Source organism: Novipirellula methanifontis (genome assembly GCF_052161655.1).
Taxonomy (GTDB): domain Bacteria; phylum Planctomycetota; class Planctomycetia; order Pirellulales; family Pirellulaceae; genus Novipirellula.
Genome location: NZ_CP197418.1, coordinates 8,533,576 through 8,559,092 on the forward strand (window position 1 = coordinate 8,533,576; position 25,517 = coordinate 8,559,092).

19 protein-coding genes are annotated in these 25,517 nt (G+C 54.4%); 10 read left to right on the forward strand and 9 right to left on the reverse strand.

The window, feature by feature from the left end:
• Positions 1-10: 10 nt before the first annotated feature.
• The gene (locus SH528x_RS30355; RefSeq protein WP_442507168.1) at positions 11-640 is read left to right on the forward strand and encodes a response regulator transcription factor; all 630 of its coding nucleotides are present in this window, start codon (positions 11-13) and stop codon (positions 638-640) included.
• Positions 641-676: 36 nt separating this feature from the next.
• On the opposite strand, the gene SH528x_RS30360 is transcribed toward SH528x_RS30355, so the two are convergent.
• The 3 genes from SH528x_RS30360 to SH528x_RS30370 all read right to left on the reverse strand — a co-directional run bounded on the left by SH528x_RS30360 (position 677) and on the right by SH528x_RS30370 (position 4,542).
• The gene (locus tag SH528x_RS30360; protein ID WP_442507169.1) at positions 677-2,263 is read right to left on the reverse strand and encodes an AAA family ATPase; all 1,587 of its coding nucleotides are present in this window, start codon (positions 2,261-2,263) and stop codon (positions 677-679) included.
• Between the two features lie 355 nt (positions 2,264-2,618).
• The gene (locus tag SH528x_RS30365) at positions 2,619-3,668 is read right to left on the reverse strand and encodes an L-threonylcarbamoyladenylate synthase (RefSeq protein WP_442507170.1); all 1,050 of its coding nucleotides are present in this window, start codon (positions 3,666-3,668) and stop codon (positions 2,619-2,621) included.
• Between the two features lie 40 nt (positions 3,669-3,708).
• Entirely contained in the window at positions 3,709-4,542 is an 834-nt protein-coding gene (locus SH528x_RS30370) for an NHL domain-containing protein (RefSeq protein ID WP_442507171.1), read from the reverse strand.
• A 940-nt stretch (positions 4,543-5,482) separates the two neighbouring features.
• Here SH528x_RS30370 and SH528x_RS30375 point away from each other — a divergent pair.
• Positions 5,483-5,659: a hypothetical protein gene (locus SH528x_RS30375; RefSeq protein WP_442507172.1), complete on the forward strand. Its 177-nt coding sequence runs from the start codon at positions 5,483-5,485 to the stop codon at positions 5,657-5,659.
• 116 nt (positions 5,660-5,775) lie between these two features.
• Here SH528x_RS30375 and SH528x_RS30380 read toward each other — a convergent pair whose 3' ends face one another.
• Positions 5,776-6,888, reverse strand: coding sequence for a pyridoxal phosphate-dependent aminotransferase (locus SH528x_RS30380; RefSeq protein WP_442507173.1), 1,113 nt, complete (start codon positions 6,886-6,888; stop codon positions 5,776-5,778).
• A 156-nt stretch (positions 6,889-7,044) separates the two neighbouring features.
• On the opposite strand from SH528x_RS30380, the gene SH528x_RS30385 reads away from it, so the two are divergent.
• From SH528x_RS30385 to SH528x_RS30415, 7 genes are all read left to right on the forward strand, one after another.
• A complete protein-coding gene (locus tag SH528x_RS30385; protein WP_442507174.1) occupies positions 7,045-7,623 on the forward strand; it encodes a DUF4416 family protein in 579 nt (192 codons plus the stop codon).
• A gap of 962 nt (positions 7,624-8,585) precedes the next feature.
• Positions 8,586-9,818 (forward strand): DUF1559 family PulG-like putative transporter, encoded by a 1,233-nt coding sequence (locus tag SH528x_RS30390; protein ID WP_442507175.1) that lies wholly within the window; start codon positions 8,586-8,588, stop codon positions 9,816-9,818.
• A gap of 124 nt (positions 9,819-9,942) precedes the next feature.
• Positions 9,943-10,182, forward strand: coding sequence for a hypothetical protein (locus SH528x_RS30395; protein ID WP_442507176.1), 240 nt, complete (start codon positions 9,943-9,945; stop codon positions 10,180-10,182).
• A gap of 271 nt (positions 10,183-10,453) precedes the next feature.
• Positions 10,454-10,996, forward strand: coding sequence for a sigma-70 family RNA polymerase sigma factor (locus SH528x_RS30400; protein WP_442507177.1), 543 nt, complete (start codon positions 10,454-10,456; stop codon positions 10,994-10,996).
• Positions 10,993-12,720: a FecR domain-containing protein gene (locus SH528x_RS30405; protein ID WP_442507178.1), complete on the forward strand. Its 1,728-nt coding sequence runs from the start codon at positions 10,993-10,995 to the stop codon at positions 12,718-12,720. Before SH528x_RS30400 ends, SH528x_RS30405 begins: the two co-directional genes overlap by 4 nt.
• 35 nt (positions 12,721-12,755) lie before the next feature.
• Entirely contained in the window at positions 12,756-15,977 is a 3,222-nt protein-coding gene (locus SH528x_RS30410; RefSeq protein WP_442507179.1) for a DUF1549 domain-containing protein, read from the forward strand.
• An 81-nt stretch (positions 15,978-16,058) separates the two neighbouring features.
• Positions 16,059-17,558 carry a DUF1501 domain-containing protein gene (locus SH528x_RS30415; RefSeq protein WP_442507180.1) on the forward strand — a complete coding sequence of 500 codons (1,500 nt, stop codon included), beginning with the start codon at positions 16,059-16,061 and terminating at the stop codon, positions 17,556-17,558.
• Between the two features lie 350 nt (positions 17,559-17,908).
• Here the strand turns inward: SH528x_RS30415 and SH528x_RS30420 are convergent, their stop codons facing one another.
• From SH528x_RS30420 to SH528x_RS30430, 3 genes are all read right to left on the reverse strand, one after another.
• Positions 17,909-19,441 (reverse strand): sulfatase family protein, encoded by a 1,533-nt coding sequence (locus tag SH528x_RS30420; protein ID WP_442507181.1) that lies wholly within the window; start codon positions 19,439-19,441, stop codon positions 17,909-17,911.
• A gap of 86 nt (positions 19,442-19,527) precedes the next feature.
• Positions 19,528-20,961, reverse strand: a complete 1,434-nt coding sequence (locus tag SH528x_RS30425) for a phytoene desaturase family protein (RefSeq protein WP_442507182.1) — start codon at positions 20,959-20,961, stop codon at positions 19,528-19,530.
• Positions 20,962-21,031: 70 nt separating this feature from the next.
• Positions 21,032-21,757, reverse strand: coding sequence for a hypothetical protein (locus tag SH528x_RS30430; RefSeq protein WP_442507183.1), 726 nt, complete (start codon positions 21,755-21,757; stop codon positions 21,032-21,034).
• A 23-nt stretch (positions 21,758-21,780) separates the two neighbouring features.
• Here SH528x_RS30430 and SH528x_RS30435 point away from each other — a divergent pair, with 23 nt between their 5' ends.
• Positions 21,781-22,110 (forward strand): nucleotide pyrophosphohydrolase, encoded by a 330-nt coding sequence (locus tag SH528x_RS30435; RefSeq protein ID WP_442507184.1) that lies wholly within the window; start codon positions 21,781-21,783, stop codon positions 22,108-22,110.
• Between the two features lie 1,436 nt (positions 22,111-23,546).
• Here the strand turns inward: SH528x_RS30435 and SH528x_RS30440 are convergent.
• Both SH528x_RS30440 and SH528x_RS30445 read right to left on the reverse strand, forming a co-directional pair.
• Positions 23,547-24,329 carry a TatD family hydrolase gene (locus tag SH528x_RS30440; RefSeq protein WP_442507185.1) on the reverse strand — a complete coding sequence of 261 codons (783 nt, stop codon included), beginning with the start codon at positions 24,327-24,329 and terminating at the stop codon, positions 23,547-23,549.
• On the reverse strand, positions 24,326-25,450 hold the full coding sequence (locus SH528x_RS30445) for a phosphatidate cytidylyltransferase (RefSeq protein ID WP_442507186.1): 1,125 nt from the start codon (positions 25,448-25,450) through the stop codon (positions 24,326-24,328). Before SH528x_RS30445 ends, SH528x_RS30440 begins: the two co-directional genes overlap by 4 nt.
• Positions 25,451-25,517: the final 67 nt, after the last annotated feature.

Here is a 25,517-nt window from a genome sequence, read left to right on the forward strand (position 1 = left end):
GTTAAATCCAATGATTGACCCCCCAAGCGAAATACCCCCTGTCTATAACGCCGCCACTGTAGGCGCAGATAGCATCTTGCTAGTCGACGATACATTGGTCTTGCGCGAACGCATGTCGTTGGCGATGCAACAGCGAGGATTCCGCGTCGAAATGGCGGCGGATTTCGATCAAGCCGTCGAGGTTTTCAGCCAACGTCCCACCGATTTGGCCGTGCTCGATTTGCGAATGCCCGGCAAAAGCGGCTTAGAACTGCTGCGAAAATTGCTGCAGATGAAACCGAGCACACGTGTGATCTTGCTGTCCGGTTTTGGAAGCATCCCCGCTTCGATTGATGCCGTCCGAGCGGGTGCGGTTAACTTCCTGAGCAAGCCAGCTGATGCCGACGATATTCTGTCGGCGTTCGTCCGCGGCGTCGAACCTAGCGTTCCGGACGGTGCAACCGCGTTTCCGGCGCCGTCGCTTGCCCGCAACGAGTGGGAACATATCCACCGAGTGTTGTCCGAATGCGGCAACAATATCAGCGAAGCCGCACGTCGATTGGGAATCCATCGACGTTCATTGCAGCGAAAACTCCGCAAACGAGCTCCCGAAGATCCGGCGATTCCAGACGCCGACGACGAGCTGGATGATGACGAGTAGATCGCAGGATCGTTCGCGGCCTGTCCCCCAGACCCGCTAGTCCATGACGGAGAAGTAGTTGTCGACAGCGAAGTCGAAGTACTCGTTCTTGAGTTCTACTTTTAAGTCATTGTACATGCAGAAATTTCGCACTTGCAGCAACAAGTCGCGAGGTTGGCAATTTCGGAACGGGCGATTGACAGGCAAGTAGTGTGTTTTGATCAAGTAGTCGATTGCATCGGCGTCGTAAGGAATCTTCGTGATCTTGCACATGATTTCAAACAGCTTGCGAAAATCTGCCTCTGGCGGATTGGGCACTTCGATCTTGTAGGGAATACGCCGTAAGAACGCGTCATCCACCAAATCTTTGGGCTCGAGATTGGTGCTAAAAATGACCAACTGATCAAACGGCACCTGAATTTTCTTTCCGTTTGACATGTTCAAAAAGTCATACCGTTTTTCCAGCGGAATGATCCAGCGATTCAACAGCTGATCGATACTCATTTTTTGACGACCAAAGTCATCGATCACCAACGTGCCACAGTTGCTCTTCAACTGCAACGGCGCTTCCGAAATATTGCTATCCGTATTCGATTGGACCTCCAACATATCCAACGTCAATTCGCCCCCGGCAACAATCGTCGGCCGCTTAATTCGCACCCAACGCTTGTCGAACCCACCAATATCAAGAATGCCGCTTCCTTCTTCGGGCATCGCGAGCTCGTGGTTCATCGGATCAAAGACACGCATCACGGCGCCGTCAATTTCAATCGCTCGTGGAATCCACAAGTACTTTCCAAAAGCTCCAGTGACACGCTCGGCAATCGAAGTTTTGCCGTTTCCAGGAAATCCAAACAGGAACATACCACGACCACTGGCCACGGCGGGACCAAGCCGAATCAGCATCTGAGGATTAATCAATAGATCGCTAAATGCGCGTTCGAGGTCGACCTTTTTTGGAAACTGACCTTCGATCGTTTGTTTTTTGACGCTGTGGACATACTCCGTCAAACTGACCGGACACGCACCGTAATAAGTACAATCCTGCTGCATCAATCGTGCGATCTCACGTCCTGATTCAGTCAGCACATAAACATAATCGTTTGTGGATGTGGAACTTTTGTACCCCACTCGCTGGTCCGATTTCAAACGATTAAGTATCGGCTCAACCATCCGAAATGGTAGCTTGACTTGATCAGCAATCACGCGACCAGCGCTTTCACCAATGGTCCGCAGAAAGCGATAGATTATCGCTTCAAGTAGCGTTTCATTGACCTTGGACTCATAAGCATTTTCGGGTTCCGCAGGCCGCCAGGGCTCGTCACGTGACGGCTGGAACCCAAGTAACGCGGGAGTCGATTGCCGAATTTGCGGGCTTGAGGTTGGCGGTTGTCTCGGCGGAGCGGCAGACGACGATCTGGGCGAAGCTGGATTGTTGGGGTTAGGAACCGACGCAGGAGACGATTGCCCGCTTGTCGCAGGGGCCCCCGCAGCAGGACGCGGCGTCTGCTTGGGGCGTGACGGTTCCTCAGCACGTGGCTTCGTCCCATCGCCACTTAACGAATGAATCCGAGACAACAGTGCATCTAATTGATCTTCCACTGGATTTTGTCTCGTTTCGCTGGACGGTTTAGCAGGATTCATTGAACAATTCTCAAAAACACTGGACCCATTGCTTCGCCCCTCATCAACCACGCTTGATGCCTACGACGCTGTGCATCGCCACGTTCGTAATCGACACACTGGTCTCATCGGCACTCTGGCGTTATCGGCAATCAACGAAAACAAATCTCGCTCGTGGAAACAGCAAACGAATGCTCCCCCTGTTCGTGGTACTCATCACGACCCACGTAATCGTTGCAATTGTTAAAACCGGTTCGTTGACTCCGATTGCGAAACGGATTCACTCAGGCAATCCGTGCGCACCGCGACTGGACAATCAGGAACACTTGAGTGATTCCAGGTGCATTTAGCTGAAATCCGGAAAAAAGAAGGCTGGCTAACTCAACGGAGTCGCCGCAGCACGGTGGATGCGATCCATGATCGCCAACCCGATACCGACCGGTTCACATGTATCGATTACGATCAGATCGAGCCCCGCGTGATCCATGCGTCGCAGCGCCGCGAACAAACCCTTGGCCACTTCGCGAAGATCGCCCGAATCGCTCAACGTTTCCACCACTGCATAACGTGAGGTGTCTGATGCATCCAATTGCGCAAACGCGATGCGTCCCACCCGCTTTGACGATGAATTTGCCTGGGTTGCCGAATACAACACCAATGGAGTCGAGGGCGAATAATGTTCCTTCATCATGCCGGGTGCCAACATCGCAGAAGTGACCTCATTGCCTGTTTCGCTCTCCACAGGTCTGTCGTTTGTTGCCTGGGTCAGTTGCTCAACCGTGATACCGAAGCGATCCGCAAGCATTTCCGCTGAAATCCCCCCAGGCCGTAGCAGTCGCGGGCCACCTTGCTGAAGTGCGACAATCGTCGATTCCACCCCAAAATCACAGTCGCCACCATCGATCACCATCTCGATAAATTGATGGATCCCCGGCTGGTCCATTGGACCGTCACAATGTTGAGCCATCGTGGGGCTGACGTAGTTGGATCGATTCGCACTAGGTGCCGCGATCGGAAACGGACAACGCTCGAGCAATCGCAGTGCAACCGGATGCGACGGAATGCGAACCGCCACGGTATCACGTCCCGCCGTGACCCAATCCGAAATGTGACTCGCACGAGGCAGCACCACCGTCAGCGGTCCTGGCCAGAAATCAACTACGCAGTCAAGCTGATGCTGCAATTCGGGGGCGAGCGGCATCATGGCCGCTTCTGCGATCCGATCGACCGCAGCAACGTGCACAATCAATGGATTGTTTGCAGGCCGCTGCTTTGCAGCAAAAATCTTCGCCACGGCATCGCGATCCCATGCATTGGCGGCAAGCCCGTACACAGTCTCGGTCGGAATCGCAATCAACTTGCCATCGGCCAGCAGCGCAGCGGCGCGATCAAGCACTTGATCGGAAGGAGGTTGAATCAGGGTCATCAGCTCGATAGTTTTCCCACCAAGGTTTGCAGAGAAACGATTACGGCGTGCCGTGAATGACGCGATGATTTTCGGAATCGCCAACCAGATACCCAAACCCTTGCGCATTCGCGATACCGTGAGGACGCTTCAGTTTCAATTCACCTTTGCCCAACACCGTCTCGACCGTGTTGGCCTTGATATCGATCCTGCGGATCAATTGATTTTCGGTATCGACAACCAACAATCGACCTTGCTCGTCCATCACAAGTCCCTTGGGTCCATTAAACGTCGCCTCGGTCGCAGGTCCTCCATCGCCTGAGTTCCCCTTTTTCCCAGTTCCCGCGAGATGATGAATCCGACCGCTTGCCCGATCGATTCGCCAAATACTGTTTCCTTCGCGAAGCGCTATCCAAATCGATTTGGGGTCGATCGCTAGCGACCGTGGACCAAACAGCGTTGTCTGTTTTGCCATCGATCCATCGGTAGGCAATTTGCCGGCTCCGGTCCCAGCAATCGTCTCGATCACGCCTGTACGCAAGTCCAGTCGTCGAATCCGATGATTGTGCGTGTCGGCAATCAGAAGTCCGTCCTCTCCATCCAATACGACACTATGCGGATGTTTTAGACGAGCTTGTGTTGCCGGACCTCCGTCTCCGGAAAAACCTTCCGCGCCATCTCCGGCAATCGTCGTCACAATATTCGTTTTTGCATCAATGCGGCGAATCACGTGATTACGTGTATCTGCTACGAACAGATCACCGCGGGCATCGACACGAACCTCGTGAGGCCAATTGAACGTCGCCTGCAGCGCAGAGCCGCCGTCACCGCTATAGCCTTTTTCGCCGCAACCTGCGACGCGAATAACCGACGCTCCGTCACCTTCGCTCTTCACATTCGACGAGTTTTCATTCTTCGACCTGTCAACAGTTGACAGCCAGATACAGTGATCATCGACGGTAGTAATCCAAACATTGTCCTCGACGATCTCAATCCCAAACGGATTTCCTAGGGCAATAGAGGTTCTGGATTGCTCAACAGGAGGATTTTCGTACCGTTGCGATGTTTTTGGCGTCGCTCCCGTTCCAGCCCAAACTTGGGGGGGAGTTGCAACCGCACACGGAACTGCACATGAGACACCGTAGAAAGCTGAAAGGGCGACAATCGTGATCAAACGATGATGCATCTTTGTTGTCATGTTTTCGGAGAGTGAAAGAATGGAAGCACCCCGAGGTGTTTCTTCGTGTGCAACTCACTTTAGTCACCGCTTAAGCAATAAAAAAGGAGAGGCGTTGCCTGCATATGACTCAGCGTTTGCATCGTAAAACGTGAAAGTCCTTAACTCTCTATGCGATTGACGGTTGCCAAGCTTACCTCGATCAAAAACATTTCGGCGTCCCCGGAACGCACTAAACCGACATACACCTATTCAACGCGGCACGCTTGCTGTCTAGCTCGCTGCTCTGATTTCCCCATGAATATCCCTGACTATTGCTCCCCCACCCAACAGCGTGCTCGGTGTCGTGCATGCTATGAAACCTGCTACCTAGCCAATGATGACCTTTCCCCCCAATAAAAATATCAAGCGAAACGAAACCAAGAACAACTGCAGTCAGTGTTAAAAAAAATCAACCGTTTTTCTCAAACTGTTTGCGGTGCTCTCCACCCAAATACGCATAGTCTTATCTAGGAACGTCGCGTTCGTGATTTCCTCTTCGAGCCGCAAATTGAATAAATCGATGTCGGCTCCGATTTCATGGCACTTTTCGGGCAGATATCTCATCGAAACGAATCTGCCCAACAAACTTAGCCCCGACCTTCACAGGTATTCCCCAATGCAAACGATCACAGAGAAAGTAACTCCGCAAACGACAACGGATTCGCAACACAATGACGTGGCGGCGCAGCCACCTCAAACACTTGAATCGGTGGTTGCAACCATCTGCAGAAATGCTCGCCACAATTCACGCCAATATGTGATGCGAAGCAATACGGGGATCGATGGCGAATAGCGAGCGAATCTCTTACCCGCGTTCAATACGGGCTGAAATCACGAGTGAGTGAACACGTTCCGAACTCGGTAACATGTTGTTGTCGCCCGATGATTTTTTCAAAATGCCTCGGTGAACTATACCGAGGCTCCGGCCATGGAACGCAGGATACCCATCCCTCGCTTTAATTGCTCGTCACTCGCGGCAAAGCTAATTCGAAAGTGAGTGTCACGGGCACTAAAAATGTTGCCGGGGATGATCAAAAGTCCACGCTCGATTGCCTGTTCGACAAACTTTGCCCCGCTTTCGATCGGTGCCTTGGGGAACATATAAAACGCCCCGCCAGGCTTTGCGATTTCGTAGCAATCCGACAGCGCATCAAACACCAAATCCCGTTTGCGTTGGTAATCCTGGATATGGCCACCGAGATTGACTTCCATGGCCCGCAGCGCTCCCCACTGAGCCGGTTGGGGGGCACAGACAAATGTATACTGCTGGATTTTCAGCATCGTACGGATGATTTCGCTGGGACCGTGAACATATCCCACCCGCCAACCGGTCATCGCGTGGCTCTTGCTGAATCCATCGATCACGATCGTTTGGTCGTTGAAGGATGCCGGGGACGCAAATTCACCGTCATAGAAAAAGCGACTGTAAATTTCGTCTGACAACAACGCGATGTTCTTTTCTGCCGCCAATTCGGCGACCGCTTTCAGCTCCGCTTCGGTTGCCGTCACTCCTGTGGGATTGGCAGGGCTATTCAGCAGAATCATTTTTGTACGCGGCGTGATCGCGGCCGCTATTTTGTTGACATCCAAGCGGAAATCGGGATAGGAGTCGACGGGTACCGGCACCCCACCGCACATCTTCAGTAGTGCCGGATACATCACGAAATAGGGGTCCAGAAAGATTACCTCGTCCCCCGGATTAACCATCGTCAAGATCGACAGCATCAACCCTCCGCTGGTCCCGCTACTGATGAAGACGTCTCGATCCTCGTGAGGATATTTCTCGGCGATTTCTTGCCGCAACGCTTCCCGCAGCGGCGCAATCCCCTGAGTCGGCGAATAGGCATTTTTGCCGCCACGAATGGCCTCGATTGCTGCATCCTGAACCGCTTCGGGGACGTCAAAATCGGGTTGACCAATTGACAGATTGACGGGATCCTTCAGCTTCGCGGCCAAATCAAAAACCTTACGAATTCCGCTACTATCAAACGTAGTGGTGCGGTCGGCGATCCATGGATGCATGATGTAACTTTTGAAGGACAAGGAAGAGGGGGACGGAAAGCGAGCGAATCCACTTCGCAGCCAAGCGTGAACCGGTTCCCAAACGACGCTGGACTCGTGCCCCATAGATTAATCTAGCAATCCCCGAAACTAAATCCCGCAGAGTTTTGCAAAACAATGGCAGTGATCCAGTACGTTGAGCCCGTCGTCCGATTTTGTGCCGTCATTACCCGGCACGATGCCGTGCGTGATTGGGCGGTCCGTCGATTGAACGAAACTTGGGGCGAAACGTTCGTGCAAACGCCGCAAATGCCGTTTGAAGCAGGCGGCTATTACACTCGCGAAATGGGCGGTGAATTGGAAAAGACGATTGTCGGCTTTCGTGATTTCGCTGACCCGGCCGGACTCGCCGACTGGAAAACGCAAACCAACCTCTGGGAACAAGAGTGTGCCCAAGCGATTCCGACCGACGAAGATCGACCGCTGAACCTGGACCCTGGCTACGTGACGCAGGCAAAATTGGTGCTGGCGACCACCAAAGATCGTGACCACCGCATTTACCTCCATAACGGCATGTTCGCTGAAGTCACGTTAACATACGTCCACCGCGAGTGGGTCGACCACCGCTGGACTTATCCCGATTACCGCAGCGACGATGTCAAGCAATTCGCGCAGCAGTGCCGAAACCATCTTCGTGAGCATCTAAAATCGATTCGGAAATTCCGAAATCGCCCCTCCAGCAAACCCGGTAGCTAGCAAACCCGGCAACTGATGCCCGCTCTCGTTTGAACGTTACACACGCTGCGACCGGGTGGGTCCCCGAGCCGCTAATTCTTCGGCCAAAAGTGGTTTGCGGTTGCGTCGGCTTTGCAGTCACCTCTCCCAATCGCAGAAGATAGCTGAAGAAGTTAGCCGTTTTGGCGTTTGTCTGGGCTGCTAAAACTTGGTGTTGACGTCGGATATTGGGGGTATTTTTTTCTTCCGGGCTATACCGCAGTCACCTCTCCACCGACGAAGGTGACTGCTGATTTAGTAGCATTGATTGCAGGCCGGAGGCCGATACACCCTCTGCCGGTAGCGTAAGCTACCGGTCAGGAGAGGCAGAAAAACATGGCCCGGAGGGCGAGACATCTGCTGCCGGTGTGTCGGCCTCCGGCCTTACGGCGACAAGTCGCCCCTAAACCGTTGGCTCACGCCAACGGCAGTCTATCTGTCGGCCTCCGGCCTGTGCGTTTGCTACTAAATCAGCAGTCACCGAAGTCGGGGGAGAGGTGGCAGTAAAATTAAGCAACCAAGATTCACAACAACCCCACAATTTTAGCAGTCCAGCGCTAGCCACGGTTTCGTCATCCACCGGCACTTGCGATAAAACGGCTAACTTGAGAGCGGTGAAGTCGAACTACATCAGCAGTCTCCGCAGTTAGGGTGATGGCGACCGAGCAAGGATTGCACTCTATGGACTTCGGTACACCACCATTTTGCTCTATAGAGACACACCAAAGGAGGCAGCATCTCCTTTCCGAACTTTTTTTGCATTTTCATCGGTAAGTCCATTATTTTCCGTACGAGAAGTCTATAGCGTTGTTCGTTTTTGCGGGGGCTTCAAATCACCCTCACTTTTTTGCATATTTTCGGTTTTCTATCGGAGTGCAACCACTCGCTCCGAATTCCCCCTACCGCGTTTTGCTTTTTCGTCCCTCTTTTTTTTAGGTATTCCCATGAAACGAAATGTTCGGTCAGGCTTCACCCTCGTGGAGCTACTCGTCGTCATCGCAATTATCGGAGTCCTCGTTGGATTGTTGTTACCGGCGGTTCAAGCTGCCCGAGAAGCAGCGCGGCGGATGAGCTGCAGTAACAACTTCAAGCAACTCGGGCTTGCTCTTCACAATTATCACGCGGCTTATAACAAGTTGCCGGAATTGATGGGTGGGACAAACCAAGCCGTCGGTGGCCCCGATGCCCCTGGCCTCCTTGCTCCTACGGGTCACAACCGCCAAGAACTCAGCATCCTGGTGGGACTGCTTCCGTTTATGGAACAGCAGGCACTTTGGGAACAGATCTCCAATCCGCTGCGTGATCCGGTAACAGGCAACACTTGGCAATCGATGGGCGGGAATCCATTGATGCAGATCAGCCATCACGCCGTTTCTCGCTATGAACCGTGGCTGACCGAAGTCCCTGGGCTTCGCTGCCCCAGTGATCCAGGAGTCGGGTTGCCTTCGGCTGGACGGACCAACTATGTCGCCTGTAGCGGCGACTCGTGTTACCTGAGCAACTGGGGTTATGCTCGAGACGACGGCAACCGAGTCAACCCATCGAACCTGGGCGAATTGGCGCGAGGATCATGCCGCGGCGTGTTCACAACGCGGCAGCCCACGGCGTTTCGCGATGTTTTAGACGGCTTGGCCAATACGATTTGCATGGGCGAAATTGCGACCGATTTAGGCGATGCCGACATTCGTACGGAAGCCAAGCAAACACCTGCGAGCGGCTCGGATTCGGGCTCGGGCCAGATCCTACGTCTTGTCAACAATGCGACGTCATGCAAAACATTGGTCGATAACTCGCGGCCTCAATTCTGGGGATCAGGCACCACGGTTGGCAACGCTGAACAACGCCGTGGATACAAGTGGGCTGCCGGCCGGCCGCTCTACGGGCAATTCAATACGATCCGGCCTCCTAACAGCGAATTCTGCATTGCCAACAACAGCGGTTACCACGGCAATTCGGCGGTTGCTCCGGCGGGCAGCCGTCACCAAGGCGGATGCCACGTGTTGTTGACCGACGGGGCGGTGAAGTTTGTTACCGATTCGATCGAGTCGGGCAACCAAAATGCGGAACAGGTCTTTCAAGGCAGCTCGCTGTCACGACCGGGATCAAAATCGCCGTTCGGATTGTGGGGATCGCTCGGCACACGCGGCGCGAAAGAAACGATCGACGGCGAATTCTAAGTCGGACGAACTTAGCACCCACCATAACATCCTGAAAAAAACGTCTCTCCGCGCTATCATTATCATTGCGCGGAGATTATCGGACTTCATTCCCTACCTTCACAAACTCACAGAGCCTCCTGACGTGAAAGCCATTCAATCCTTTCCCAACACGATCGCTGCGTTTCGCTCATTTTCACTGATTCTGGTTACCACCTGCTGCCTCGTCTCGCTTGTTGGATGCGGCGAAAAAACAGGTGCGGTCGCCGATCAAGATGAAATGGCGGAATACCTCGAAGCACACCCGGAATTAAAGGAAACCAATTCCGAAGAACCCGACCTGCAGCGAGAAGACTCGATCCGAGTTGCCCCCGAAAAAGTTTGATCGCAAACGCAGCCCTGCGTGTCAGTTGGATCAGCCGACGCGTTCATCACAATGCTTTTGCATCAACGGTTCGGTCAGAACATCGATAGCGGCCCTATGTCTGTATCAGGCATGGGGCCATTTTTTTGACCACACATTAAATTTCACGGCAAACGTGTTCCGGCCCCATTTTTTTTCGGTAAGTCCCCCGGCTCAGCGAACGAGCTATCTATAGTGGCAAGCATGCTACACGCTGGACGCGTTTTCGTCGAACCAAATACACGGCACCGACATGACCCCTGAATCCCGTCAAGATGCCGATTACGAACACTTTCTCGAACACTTTTCGCGAGATCGCGACCGATTGTTTGGTTACATCTACGCGTTATTGCCGCACAAGGCTGACGCCGAGGACGTCTTTCAGCGAAGTAGCTTGTTGCTCTGGAAAAAGTTTTCCGATTACGATCCGTCGCGACCCTTCCTGCCGTGGGCGTGCACAATCGCACATTACGAAGTCAAAAATTTCATCCGCTCGGTCCATCGAGATCGACTGCAGTTTGATGTCGACTTGATCGACAAACTGGCGGAAACGAGAGGGGCATCCACTGCGAAACCCGACCTTCGCTTGGAAGCGTTGCAGCGTTGTCTGCAAGGCATTAAATCGGTTGAGCGTGAACTGATTGAACTGATGTATCGTGGCGACACTACCGTGAAAGAGTTTGCCGAAGCGAGTGAGTTGTCGGTGCAAACGTTGTACAACCGCATCAGTCTGACACGACGCAAACTACTGAACTGCGTCAAACGACGACTCGCCCAACAAGGGGCAGCAACATGAACGAAACGCATGACGAACTACTCCGCTTACTCGACGAACTGCTGAATCAAACGATCGACGCGGATCGACATTCACAGCTGCAAGAGATTCTCAGGTCCGATCCGGCGGCGCGAGAGCAGTACCTCGAGTACCTTGACTTGCACTTTGACCTCAATCGACTCCACCAATCCGCTGGCGACCTGCCCCCTAATGCCAAAGAGCTATTGAAGCTTGCGGATTCGGTGCGGGCGGCACCCTACGAAGTCGCGAGCGATTCAGTCAGCCTCGATTCGATGGCTGCTCGAGCACGCTGGCAATGGTGGGCGTCGCTGGCGGTTGCGATCGCGTTGTGCGTCGGCGTCGCTCTCTTCGCAACGTCTCAGAACTCGTCCGATTCATCTCCGCTTGCCGAACACGACGAAGTTTCATTGCAGCCTACGATGGGCAATCGTTCGCACGTTCAACTGACGCAAGCTTTAGGAACCAAGTTTTATGGCGAAGCGACTCCTCCGCTCGGCAGTTTCGTTCCAATGGGCCACGAATTTGCTTTATCCAGCGGGATGGTAGAACTACGGTTCCCCGCCGGTGCCACCACCATCATCGAAGCCCCAGCCGTATTTGTCGTCACAGACGATGCACGATTGGAATTGGCCAGCGGCAGTTGTTCGGTGCACGCTCCCGATGGAGCCGAAGGATTCCGCGTCGACACACCGCTCGGTAATGTCGTCGATCTTGGCACCCGGTTTGTGGTTAACGTGGACCAAATGGGCGAAACCAAAGTCCAAGTCGTCGAAGGCGAAGCCGATCTATTTGCCAAACAACACGCCAACGAGGCGAAACCGACGTTTGCGGCGGAACGAATTAACTTGCGGCGAGGACAAGCACGTCAATTGTTGACGGGCGATCGCGTGGACGTTTTGGAAATCCCGTTTGACGAAGCGGCCTATCGCAGCCAAATCCCCGATCGCATTATCCGCTTTCAGGCGAGCCAAGACGCCCAGGGAAACGCCAATGAATTGGAAGCGGTTTCCGTCCAGCGCGGTGGCATCGATTACGAGTACCAAGTCGATGAGTTGATTGGTATCGACTTGATTCATTTCCAAGCTGGCTCCGATGCGAATATCATTACATCTGAACAACAGCGAGATCCGATCGACTCAACCCACAGCGAACTCCCTCGATCGCGTTACGCCGACCGCGACCGTCACCTGTGTAGCGGTCTGATCAACCCAGGCGGTAGTGATACTCCGCTGACCGAGGCCCCCATTCTCGGCGACGAGACAAATGCGGCCTCCAGCACTCCTGGGTTTGCCATTCGATTCCAACAGCCCGTTGTCAATTCAGCCGGCCCCGATGTGGTCTTCTTTGAATTGCAAGTGATCATCCATCCCGAAAAAGGGGATGCGTTTCACGTCAGTCCACTACAATTTGCCGACGGTCTTCACTCCCACACGATCGAGTCGTACGACATCGACCTCTCCTCGCCCGAGTCCAAGTTCCTGGCCCCTTTTCGGCTGTATCGATTTAGCGAAACACCGACATCGCTTGGCATGCTCAACCGCTTGCCTCACGCCGGCGGCACAATTCACTCGGTACGAGCCAAAGCGATCGCGGTAGGCATCGACCTCAGCGATCTCGGCTACCCCGCAGGAGCCGAAGTCAGCGGCCTGTTCTTCCAAGACGTACAAGACGATGAAAACCGAATCGATCCCGTCTTTATCGGCGGCCTCCCTCCGACGCTATAACTTTCCCTTCTCCCCATCTCAACACTATCCCACCTATGTGTCGCACCCTATACATCTGGTCGCTAAGACTGCTAGTTCTGTCGACGTTGATCGTGTGTCCGTTGGCAGTGGCCGATGAGCCGATCACAAAATCGCAGATGCACTTCTTTGAAACCGAAGTGCGCCCGCTGTTGGCTGAAAAATGCTTTGGTTGTCACAACGCGGAAAAGCAGAAAGGCGATCTGCGTCTCGATTCGCTTGGCCACATGCTGCTAGGTGGCGAATCGGGCGCGTCGTTGGTTCCGGGCAAACCAGACGAAAGTTTGTTAATCGAAGCGGTTCGCTACGAATCGTTCGAAATGCCACCGGCGGGCCAACTCGAAGACAAACAAATCGCCGTACTGGAGCGTTGGGTTGCGATGGGAGCACCGTGGCCCGGTAGCAATCCCGATGCGGTCCTCCGTGAGCCTCGTGAACTGTTCAGCGAAGAGGATCGAAATTGGTGGGCGTTTCAGCCGGTAGTGAAACCTGCGATGCCCACGACGAGTGGCGAGGGATGGGTACGCAACGAGATTGATCATTTCGTCTATGCCCAACTGCAATCACGTGGACTCACCCCGGCTCCCGAAGCAGATCGCCATGCACTTGTCCGGCGACTGTACTTTGACATCATCGGGTTGCCGCCGACGCCCGAACAAGTTGCTACGTTTGTCAACGACACGTCGCCCGAGGCGTATGAGCAATTGGTCGACTCGCTGCTGGATTCAAAAGGTTATGGCGAACATGCGGCACGACAATGGCTGGATTTGGTTCGCTACGCCGATTCCGACGGCTACCGCGCCGACGGTTTTCGGCCATCCGCGTGGCGTTATCGCGATTACGTGATCCAGTCGTTTAACGAAGACAAGCCTTACGACCGATTCACGCAAGAACAAATTGCGGCGGATGAAATGTTCCCCCACGACGTCGATGCTCGCGTGGCCCTCGGTTATCTGCGGCACTGGGTTTACGAATGGAATATTCGCGACGCACCGGGACAGTGGAAAACGATCCAGGAAGATCTGACCGATACGACCGCGGATGTTTTTATGGGATTGGGACTGCAATGTGCCAAATGTCACAACCATAAATTCGACCCGCTGCTGCAAAAGGATTACTTTCGTTTGCAAGCGTTCTTTGCACCAATCATGCCCAAAGAGATGACGCTGGCCAGTGATCAAGAGATTCAGTCGTACGAAGCGGAGCTAAAGATCTGGGAATCGGCAACCCAGTCGATTCGCGACCAAATCGACAAAATCGAACAACCGTATCGCAACAAAGTCATGAATCAAGCGATCGACCGTTTTCCCGAGGACATTCAAGCGATTGCCCGAAAATCGCCAACGGAACGTACGCCCGCAGAGGAGCCGCTGGTCTATTTGGTGGACCGTCAAATCCAAGCCGAGTACGACCGATTGAACAACGCCATCAAAGCGGCAGACAAGGATCGTCTGGTCGAACTTCGCCGTCAACTCAAAGTACACGACAAGTTGAAACCGAAGCCGCTGCCCACTGCCATGGGCGCAATCGATAACGGTGCGATCGCCCCACCCACGGTGCTCCCCAAACGAGCGGACGAACCGATCGAGCCCGGCTTTCCCACGATCATGCAAGAATCCGCAGCGGAGATCAATCACGATTCCGTTGCCACCACCGCACCGACCACCGGGCGACGCACGGCACTTGCACTATGGTTGACCGATCCGTCGAATCCGTTGTCCACTCGCGTGATCACAAACCGTGTTTGGCAAAGTCACTTTGGCCGCGGATTGGCGGAAAACACCAGCGACTTTGGTAAGCTCGGCAAACCGCCCACGCATCCTCAATTGCTCGACTGGATGACAGCCACGTTTGTCGAAAACGGTTGGAGTCTCAAATCACTACACCGAATGATCTTGCTATCCGCCACCTATCGCCAATCGACTGAACATCCCGACTTCGACGCCTGTAACACGATCGATCCGGGGAATGAGTATTATTGGCGACGCGACACTCAACGTTTGCAAGCTGAACAGGTCCGCGATGCGTTGTTGACCGTCACAGGTGCTCTGAAAGATCGTAGCGGTGGTGGTGCCGTGCTTGGCGATTCGCCCTATCGTAGTATTTTTGTCCGCAGCATGCGAAACTCGCCCGATGAATTGCTGAGCAGCTTTGACTTGCCGATGTTTTTCTCGAGTAACTCTTCGCGAAACACGACAACGACTGCGGTCCAATCGCTGATGATGATCAATAGCGATCGAGTGCTTGGACATGCTCGAAAAATGGCATCGCATCTTTCCGAGACGACAAGTGATGTCAGCACGCAAGTCACGTTAGCGTGGCAGCGAGTGTATGGTCGCGAACCGTCGGTCGATGAACAACGCCAATCGCTAGCGTTTATTGATGCTCAAACCCAACAATTGCAACGCAAACGTAAAGACCGAGACGAAGGAAAAATCGAGACATCCAAATTGCCCTACCGAGACGGACAAGCCGTTCGTTTTATGGTCGACGATCCGTCGCTGAAGTTGGCGATCGCCCATGATGATGTAATGAATGTCGGTGACTTTACGATCGAGACGTTCTTTCAGTTGCGATCGATTGCCAACACCGGAACCGTCCGCACGATCGTTGGTAAATGGGACGGCGACAAGGGCGGACCCGGATGGCGTTTCGGCGTTACTGGAATGGGATCACGTCGCAAACCCCAAACATTGGTGCTGCAAATGTTCGGCGAACTCAGCAGCGGTAAGTATGGCGAAGCGGCGATCTTTTCGGATCACCACATCGAAATGAATACGCCCTATTATGCTTCGGCAAGCTTTCAAGCCGTTAAAGACGGCGAACCGGGCAGCGTGACGTTTTTCTTAAAAGATCTGTCCAACGATGATGAACCCTTGCTGCCCGCCGTGATCGAGCACAACATGGCCGGAAATTTCTCTAATAAAGTGCCGTTCACGATTGGCGGTGTGAGCGGTCGCAACGCACAAACCTTTGACGGGTTAGTGGACGACATTCGCTTGGTTGGCCGTGCTTTGAGCGTTGATGAGATTCTGTACACGGTCGAGCGATCCGTTAGCGACACAATCGGTCATTGGCAATTCGAACTCGATCCGGGTGTGATGCAGAACAGTGCCAACGATCGTTTGCCCATCTCAGCACGAGGTGAGTCGATCATTGCGCTGTCGGCGTCCGAAGCGGCACTGGTCGATTTTTGCCACGCGTTGCTCAATTCCAACGAGTTCCTTTACGTCCATTAGCCGTTGATCTCTCCGCGATCTAAACGTCTCTCAATCTCACCGATTACGACACTCAATCCCCCGTCGTGCATTAGGAAAGTCATGTCTATCCATAAAACAACCAATCGTCTCGCGACAATCGATCTGCCACACTACGCACAACCGACGAATCGTCGTGAATTCCTAGCACGAAGTGGTGCAGGCTTTGGGGCCATTGCATTGGCGGGCATGATGTCCGATGCGACTGCGGAGCCTGCGGCGGCAAGTATCGCTGACCGTGCACAGGCGTCCGAAATCAACCTAAATCCACTCGCCGCAAAGCCACCTCATTTCGCACCGACGGCAAAGCGAGTCATCTTTCTGTTTATGGAGGGTGGGCCGAGTCATCTGGATCTTTTTGATCCCAAACCGCTACTGCAAAAATTGGCAGGCAAACCGATTCCCGCCAGCTTTGGCGAAGTGGTCACAGCAATGGGCGAGATGCGATCGCCGCTGTTGCCGACCAAGCGTAAATGGAAACAGCATGGTGAATCGGGAACCTGGGTTTCGGACTGGTTGCCTGAAACTTCCAAGTGCATCGACGACATTGCCGTGATTCGATCATGCTGGGCAAACGGCATCAATCATTCGGCGGGTGTTTGTCAGATGAACACCTGTTCGATCTTGAGCGGGCGTCCGTCGCTGGGCAGCTGGGTTAGCTACGGCCTTGGCACCGAAAACGACAACCTGCCCGCCTTCGTTGTGATGCAGGACAACGGGGCACAGATCGTCAATGGTCCACGCAGCTGGGGTTCGGGGTTTATGCCCGCAGTCTATCAAGGCACACGGCTTAGCGAAGGCAAACAGCCGATCCCCTACTTGAATCCACCCGAAGGAATGACGGACCTGCAACAACGATCCAAGCTGGCGTTCTTGAATCAATTGAATCAGAAGTATGCAAGCCAGCATCCTGAGCAAACCGAACTGGAAGCTCGCATCTCGAGCTACGAGCTCGCTTTCCGCATGCAATCTGAAGCTCCCGATGTGATCGATTTAGCACGCGAGTCTGAAAAGACCAAGGCGATGTACGGGATCAACCAGAAGGAAACGGCGTCTTACGGTCGACTTTGCTTGTTAGCTCGACGGATGGCCGAGCGCGGTGTCCGGTTCATCCAGCTGTATCATGGCGCGGGCAGCAAGTGGGATTCGCACTCGAACATCGAAGGCAACCACAGCAACCTGTGCCGAGCGATGGACTTGCCCGTCGCGGCGTTATTAAAGGACTTGAAGCAGCGCGGCATGCTGGAAGAAACGCTGGTGGTTTGGGGCGGCGAGTTTGGCCGCACGCCGATGTCCGAAAAAGGCAACGGTCGCGATCACAACCCCAGCGGGTTTACGATGTGGATGGCCGGCGGCGGAGTGAAAGGAGGCCAAACGATTGGCGAGACAGATGATCTCGGACTGCATGCGACGGTGGATCGGTTGCACGTTCACGACCTGCACGCTTCGATCTTGCATCTGCTCGGACTCGGCAACCGGCAACTGAACTACATCCACAAAGGCCGCCCCGAAAGCCCGACGGTCAACGAAGGCGAATTCTTCCGCCGTCTCGTCACCGGTTAGGCTGCGAATCGTCCGCTTTCATCGCCTGAGGATAAAAGTAGACGTAGAGTGGAAACCGCATCCAATCGCCGACCGAACTAAGGCCCGCTTTTCGAAGAAAGGTTTAGGTAGGAAAATTAGGGGTAGGAAGATTTAAGACGGCATGCATTTTCCTACCCCTAAAGATGTCGGACTCTCTTGGCAAGCATCTTTTGGGTTAGGGGCAGATAGTTCGCTCAGCGATGAAGAGGATACCACGGACTGACATCCATGGCTGGTTTCTGTCGCCGCGTCTTTGACTGGGACCGCGATGCCAGCCTCGACTTTCACAAAGCGGCGTGACCACTGGAGTTGAGGAGGTCAACAAGTAGTTACTCGCCGCTTTCGTTGGTACGAAAGAACTCGGCGGGGAATGGAGCTTGTTTTGACTTGCTGGGATTTCGCCACGGGAATAGCGGCCCACGGTCTTCCAACAACGGCATCTCGTTGCCGCCGCTGGCGTGCAGCAGTTCCCATAGCTCGCCATTGAGCTGCTGGACTCGTTCGGAGTGCTCGGGCGAGTCAATCAGATTGTGCATTTCCCCTGGGTCGGATTGCAGATCGTACAGTTCATCGCGATCCCACAAACCGTGACATCGGATGTATTTGTAGCGTCCACCGATGATCGCATGCAGCGTCGGCGTGTGGGGATAGTTGCGTTCCCAGTAGTACTCGTACAGCAGCGTCTTGCGGTCAAAACCGGATGCTTCGTTTTGGGTCAATGCCGTCCAGAAACTTTTGCCGTCTTGTTTGGGCAGGGCGGGTGCGGAAGCAGCTTCCAGTAACGTCGGAGCGACATCGATATTGCCGACAAGAGCGTCAAACGATTGCCCTGCAGGAACCCGTCCGGGAGCCATAATCAGCAGCGGAACGCGTGCGCTGGCTTCATATGCAGTTCGTTTGTCAATCAATCCATGATCGCCAAACTGGAACCCGTTATCGCCCATAAAGACAAACACGGTGTTGTCTCGCAAATTGTTTTCTTGCAAAAACGCCATCAGCCGCCCGACGCTGTCATCGACCGCCAGAATCGATTCGCAATACCGCCGATAATAAACCTCGGGCGAAAAATCGGCCAAGTTGTATCCAAACTCCGCTCCATGACGACTGTTTCGTTGATTGCGAACCCACATTGGTAATTTGCCCGCGTCCATCTGCTCGACCGTCGGTGTTTCAATCGGAAGCGGTTGATCGGCATAACGTCCCCGATGTCGATCGGCGGGAACAAAATCCGAGTGCACAGCCTTGTGGCTGACGTACAGAAAAAATGGCTTCTCGGTGTCACGCTTTTGCAACCAGTCGACCGCATAGTCCGTTAGCTCGTCGGTGATGTAGCCGTTTTGCGGCACACGTTTCCCATTGATGTTCAGTCCATCGTAGGTCGTCTGAGGTACTTCGCGTGTGGTGCCGTGGCCGTCGGGCCAATAGGTTCCTTGGCCTTTGAAGGCGACCCAGTGGTCAAAACCACGCTGGGGATCATCGATTTCGCCTCCCATATGCCACTTGCCAATGAACGCGGTTTGAAACCCTGCTTTTTGCAAATGTTGGGGAAAGAACGTGAGCGTGGGGTCGACCGGATGGTAATTGTCGACAACACGATGGTTGTGAGCGTATTGGCCGGTCAGAATCGATGCACGGCTCGGCGAACAGAGCGATGTCGTCACGTAAGCCCGAGTCAGCATCGCACCGTCACGAGCGATCGAATCGATGTGCGGCGTTTCGATAAACGGATGCCCGGCAGCACCGAGACAATCGAATCGATGATCGTCACACAACACGAAGACGATGTTCGGGGGCGACGCGGCATTCACTCCGCCAAGAGCAATAAACGCCAACGCAATGGCAAAACAAGCGGGTAATCTCATGGTGATCCAATCAAAAAGGGGAACACCAAGAATACCACTAATGCCAACCCCACGCAGCATTTAGAAGTGGGATTTCCTTACAAGAATTAAGTCGGGTTCGCGGTGCTAACCAGTAACTGATCGACCTCGTTGCTGACGATGACTCCGTAATTAATTGCCCCGAGCCATCCGCTCATGATGATGCCAACGCTGCCGGCGTGGAACATGCCACCGACTTGCTGAGGCAGCTCGCGACTGACGCCAAGCCCCTCGAACTTCGTTCCAAAGCTCGCTCCCATCTCATGGCGTGTATAGTGATTGAACGTCCGCGGCGTTGCCGCTTCGGCGCGATCGATTTTGCTGCGAATTCCTGGAATGTATTTTTCCAACGCGTCGATCGTCGTTTCGACTAAATCTTTTTTACTTGCTTCGTAGTCCTCGTCGCTCAAATCAGCCCAATCAGACCAGTTCGCATTGGTGCTGCTGACGATCGCAAAACGATCCTTCTTTTTCTCGGGCCGCGTACGAGGGTAGTAGAAACTGAACGTGCGGCTGGTGATATCGCGGCTCAATAACAAGTCGGTTCGAAATTCTTTTGCCGTGCTGGTGAAGAACAAATCGCCGCCGGACTCGTCAATTTCCTCACCTTCCTTCAGTGCCATATAGACCTGAGTGCTGCTGTTGTTCAGCCGCACCGCGCCCGCTCGCTCGACATAATCTTTATCCAGTACTTCGCTGCCGAGCATCTTTAGCACGGTCGTTTTTAGGTTCGCGTTACTGACGACGGCGCGACAGCGAATGGTGCGACCGTTGACTTCGACTGAATTGACACTGCCGTCTTTGACATTGATTTTGTCGACACCACAGCGGATGCGAATGTCGACATTGTTCGATTCGAGTTCTTTCTTCATCCGAGCGACAAGGTCTTCGGTGCCTCCTTCGTAGATGAACACGCCCTTGCTCATGAAGTTACTAAACACGATTCCGTAAGTGATCGCGGGGTCTTCGAGGGTCGAACCGTTGGCGTACGTGATCGGTTCCATCAACAACCGCACCACGTCATCGCGTCCGGGAAAGAAACGATCAAACAGTTGCCGAGTGGTGATCTGTTGATCGTCGTAAAAGTTCATGCCTCGCGCGGTATCAAAGAACTCGTTGACTGTTTCCGGAGCGATTCCGAAATCGGAAGTCAGCAAACGGGTAAAGTCTTCGCGATTGAAGCTGGTCGTGAGCGAGAACTGAGGATTGTCGAAGCGAATGTTTTTCAATTGGACGATGCGATCGGCAATGTCTCGGTTCCAATAGCGGCGACAAGATTTGATCATGCCGTGGGGGAACCCGTGTAGCGACACGTCAAAGATGTGGCCGCCGGGACGTAGGAACCAAGTCGCGAGTCCGCCGAGTTTGTAATGTTGTTCCAACAACAGGACGCGATGGCCGGCGCGACCGAGGATATTCGCGGAAGTCATTCCGGCTAATCCGCTGCCAATCACGACCACGTCATATTCGTCCGCGGCACCTTTTAGGAAATCTTTCGCCATCGATGAAGCTACAAAACAAAGGGAGAAACGAGGGGGACACGGCTAGAAGATACAGTAAAACGCCGATTCCTTAGAGAGGGCCTTGATCGGGCTGTAACTCTGCAAACACGCCAACTTGGTTTTCCAATGGCGGTTTGTCACCGTACAACATCACGCCCGCATTGCCGACCAACCAGCGGTCGTCGATCAAGCGGATCGACCCCGTTTTCACTTTTCTTACCGTCTCTTTGCCAATTCCTGATCGCAGAGCGTCATGCGTGCCGCGAAAAATCGTAACATGCTCTGCGGGCAAGACGGTCGCCAAACGCTTGGTCCCGCGGTCGCTCTGCACGGTTGCGGTGATCTTCCACCGCGAGTCTCGCGGATCGGAGCCAATTTTTACCGTCACGACCGACTCGCCGGGCGGCAGATCGACTGCGGCAAACCACTCTGGAGCCGACGAGTCCTTGGGCCACAATGTGCTATAACACACCCGGTAACGAGGCTGGTCGGGAACACGAACTCGGGCTCGATAGGTCAGCGGTTGGTCCGATGGAGCACGCGAAGCGGCAATTTCGCCCTCCGTGGTGGGTTCCAAATAGCCATGCTCGCGACGTAATCGATCCAGTTCCAATTCGGCTCGCCGCAAACGCTGTAGTGTGACGACAAACGCGACGACTAGCATGACGATCGTGACCAGCCCCCAAAACTCACGCAGACTCCATTGCCGGGGTGCGTTTCCGTTTCGACGTGGTGGCACGTCGGATTGCGGTTGCGCGTCGGGTTGGGGCGGCGGTGCGTTAGATGGATCATCCATGCCAAGATTGTAGAGTGTGAACAATGAGCGATGAAACAACCACGGTCGACGAACTGCGAATCCTCGTCGAGAAATTTGTGGCCGAGCGAGACTGGCATCAATTCCACAACCCAAAAAACTTGTCGATGTCGCTGGCGATCGAAGCGGCCGAGCTGATGGAACATTTCCAGTGGCTGACGCTCGAAGAAGGAGCCAAGGTCAAGCTGGACGAAAAACGCAAACACGAAGCGGGCGAAGAACTCGCGGATTGTTTGGCTTACGTGATCGCAATCGCCAACGCGATGGAAATCGATTTGAGCGAGACGCTGCGAGCCAAAATGATTCGAAACGCAGTAAAGTACCCGGCGCCGTAGGCGGAATAGTTGTAGGCCGGACCGTAGCGGAGCGGAGTTCCGGCATCCTAGAATTCACCCACTCCTCGAGAGTTCGGCCGCAGTAGTGACCGGGGAGGGCTGGTTGGAATGAACTTGCACGTTGCAATCTCTAACACAACGAGGCCCCACCCAGAGCTTGCTGACGCTCGCTCTGACCTCCCCAAAACAAGTTTTGAGGAGGTGAAGCACGCGGACGGCTTGGAAAGCCGAGCGACATTGTAGGCAGCAGCGTTCTGTCACCTCTCCCGAGCGCAGCATGGGAGAGGTCGGACGGGCCCCTTCAGGCCTCGTCCGGGTGAGGGCCGACCGCGCAACATAGCGTGCACTGGCCTCGACTTGCTCGGTCGGCCCTCACCCGAGCATCGCTGAAGGCTCTGCTCGACCTCTCCCTAAAACTGCGTTTGGGAGAGGTGGCAGTACGCTTGCTCAACGCCGAATTTTATTACAGTAGTGACCGAGGAGGGCTGGTTGGAATGGACTTGCACGTTGCTAGCTCTAACACGGCGAGGCCCCATCCAGAGCTTGCTCCGCTCGCTCTGACCTCCCCAAAACAAGTTTTGAGGAGGTGAAGCACGCGGACGGCTTGGAAAGCCGAGCGACATTGTAGGCAGCAGTGTTCTGTCACCTCTCCCGAGCGCAGCATGGGAGAGGTCGGACGGGCCCCTTCAGGCCTCGTCCGGGTGAGGGCCGACCGCGCAACAAAGCGTGCACTGGCCTCGACTTGCTCGGTCGGCCCTCACCCGAGCATCGCTGAAGGCTCTGCTCGACCTCTCCCTAAAACTGCGTTTGGGAGAGGTGACAGTACGCTTGCTCAACGCCGAATTTTATTACAGTAGCGACCGGGGAGGGCTGGTTGGAATGAACTTGCACGTTGCTATCTCTAACACAGCGAGGCCCCACCCAGAGCTTGCTAACGCTCGCTCTGACCTCCCCAAAACAAGTTTTAAGGAGGTGAAGCACGCGGGCGGCTTGGAAAGCCGAGCGACATTGTAGGCAGCAGTGTTCTGTCACCTCTCCCGAGCGCAGCATGGGAGAGGTCGGACGGGCCCCTTCAGGCCTCGTCCGGGTGAGGGCCGACCGCGCAACATAGCGTGCACTGGCCTCGACTTGCTCGGTCGGCCCTCACCCGAGCATCGCTGAAGGCTCTGCTCGACCTCTCCCTAAAACTGCGTTTGGGAGAGGTGACAGTACGCTTGCTCAACGCCGAATTTTATTACAGTAGCGGCCGGGGAGGGCTGGTTGGAATGAACTTGCACCTTGCATCTCTAACACATCGAGGCCCCACCCAGAGCTTGCTGACGCTCGCTCTGACCTCGCCAAAACAAGTTTTAAGGAGGTGAAGCACGCGGACGGCTTGGAAAGCCGAGCGACAATCGGTTGCTGGATCGGCATCGCTTGCAGCGATTTGATGCGGTCTAAACCGGCAATCCAAATAAACGGCGGGCGTTTTCGGTGGTGATCGCCGCTAATCGCTCCGGGGACACGTTGCGGACATCGGCAAGACAGCGAAGCGTGTAAGCCACACGAGCCGGTTCGTTGGGCCGTTTGCCTCGTAGCGGTTCGGGGCTGAGGTAGGGGGCGTCGGTTTCAACAAGAAGTTTGTCGTCGGGAACCATTGCAGCGACCTCACGCAATTCGTCGCTCTTTTTGAACGTGACCATCCCCGCAAAACTGAGGTGCAGCCCCATTTCTAGACACTGTTTCCCCAGTGCCACATCGCCAGTGAAGGAGTGCATCACCCCCGCGGGCACGGACGATTGTCGCCGTAATTGGTCGACAATCAAATCGCCACTTTCACGCATATGGATCACCATCGGCAACCCCGTGTCGCGGCACAACTGCATGTGGCGATCAAAGTAATCGTGCTGCATCGGCAACGGCGTGTCGTCCCAATAACAATCCAATCCCGTTTCGCCGATCGCTTTCACGCCAGGCTGGTTGATCATCGCCTGGATCAAAGCAAAGTCCCCTTCTGCGGCTTCCGCGGCCGAGTTGGGCTGGATCCCAATCGTGGCGAACAAGTAATCCGGATACTCCGCGGCAAGCTCGCACGCGCGTCGGCTGGTCTTTACATCCACCCCGACCACGTTGATACCCACCACGCCCGCCTCTTTGGCTCGCGTGATCACATCGTCAACGATTCCATCAAAGGCATCGGTATTAAGATGGGCGTGGGTGTCGAAAAGCGTAAGCGTCATACGGACCAAAAGAATCGTGTGAGGTGATAAAAGACGGGTGCTGCGAAACAAATCGAGTCGATTTGATCCAACAATCCTGCATGTCCTTGGACGAGCGTTCCGGTATCGGTGACGCCTCGGTCGCGTTTGATTGCACTCATCGTCATCGTTCCGGCACACGCCATCACGGTCACAACGGCACCCAGGATCCATGCTTCCCAAGGATGAAATGGCGTGGCCCACGAGAGCGCCGCAGCAACGAGTCCGGTGGTCACCATCGAGCCTAAAAAACCTTCCCAGGTTCGCGAAGCATTGATCTTTTCGGCGATCACTTTGCGGCCTGCGAGCTTACCCCAGGCTCGTTCAAATACCGAGGCGAGTTGGGCAATCAGAACAAAGAAAACCAGCAAGCTGACGTTGCTGCCGTTCCAAGGGATCTTTCCGGTTTGCACCAAATCAAGGTCCAGCAGCGCCGGTGCGTAGCTGAGCGAGTAAACGCAGATCAACAATCCAGTTTGAATTTTTGCGCTACGTTCGAGAAATCGTTTGTAGTCGCCTGCGATCGCAGCCCGCGCCGGAATAAACAAACTCGCGTAGACCGGAATCATGATGCTATAGAAATCATAGAAGTCTCGGTTCGGGTCGGTTGTGATCCAGCTTGGAGGACTGCTGCCCAGTCCGATCAAGATGTATTGCAGCGGCGTAAAGATAAAGAACACCCAAAATAATGTCCGGTGATCTCCCCGCCGCGTCGGCGTCATCGTGATGAATTCACGCAACGCCCAGAACGAAACGAAGCCAAACAGCACCACGACTCCGACTCGGTGCAGCACAAAGCCGAACACAAAGATCGCCAGCATCATCCACCACACGCGGACTTTGTGCTTGAAGCGAGCGATCAGCGCCGATTCAATCCCCATCGGTTCACGACGCGAAAGCACTTCGCCGACGATCGTGGCAATGCCCAGCGTCGTAATGATCACGGCCAGCAGAATGTAGGTGCGGTTGGAGAGCCACTGGGCGTTCGCTAGCAAAGCGTCGGCGTTAGCGAGCAAGCCGCCACCCCCAGCCAGGGAGGCAATCGTGGGAAGCGACAGCAGCAAGTCCGTCGATATATTTGCAAATTGGCTTAAAACGTTCACGAAAACTTTCAATGCAATGCGGTCGATCAGCCGCGAGTAACGAAGTGGCTGTCATATCAAGTGACAG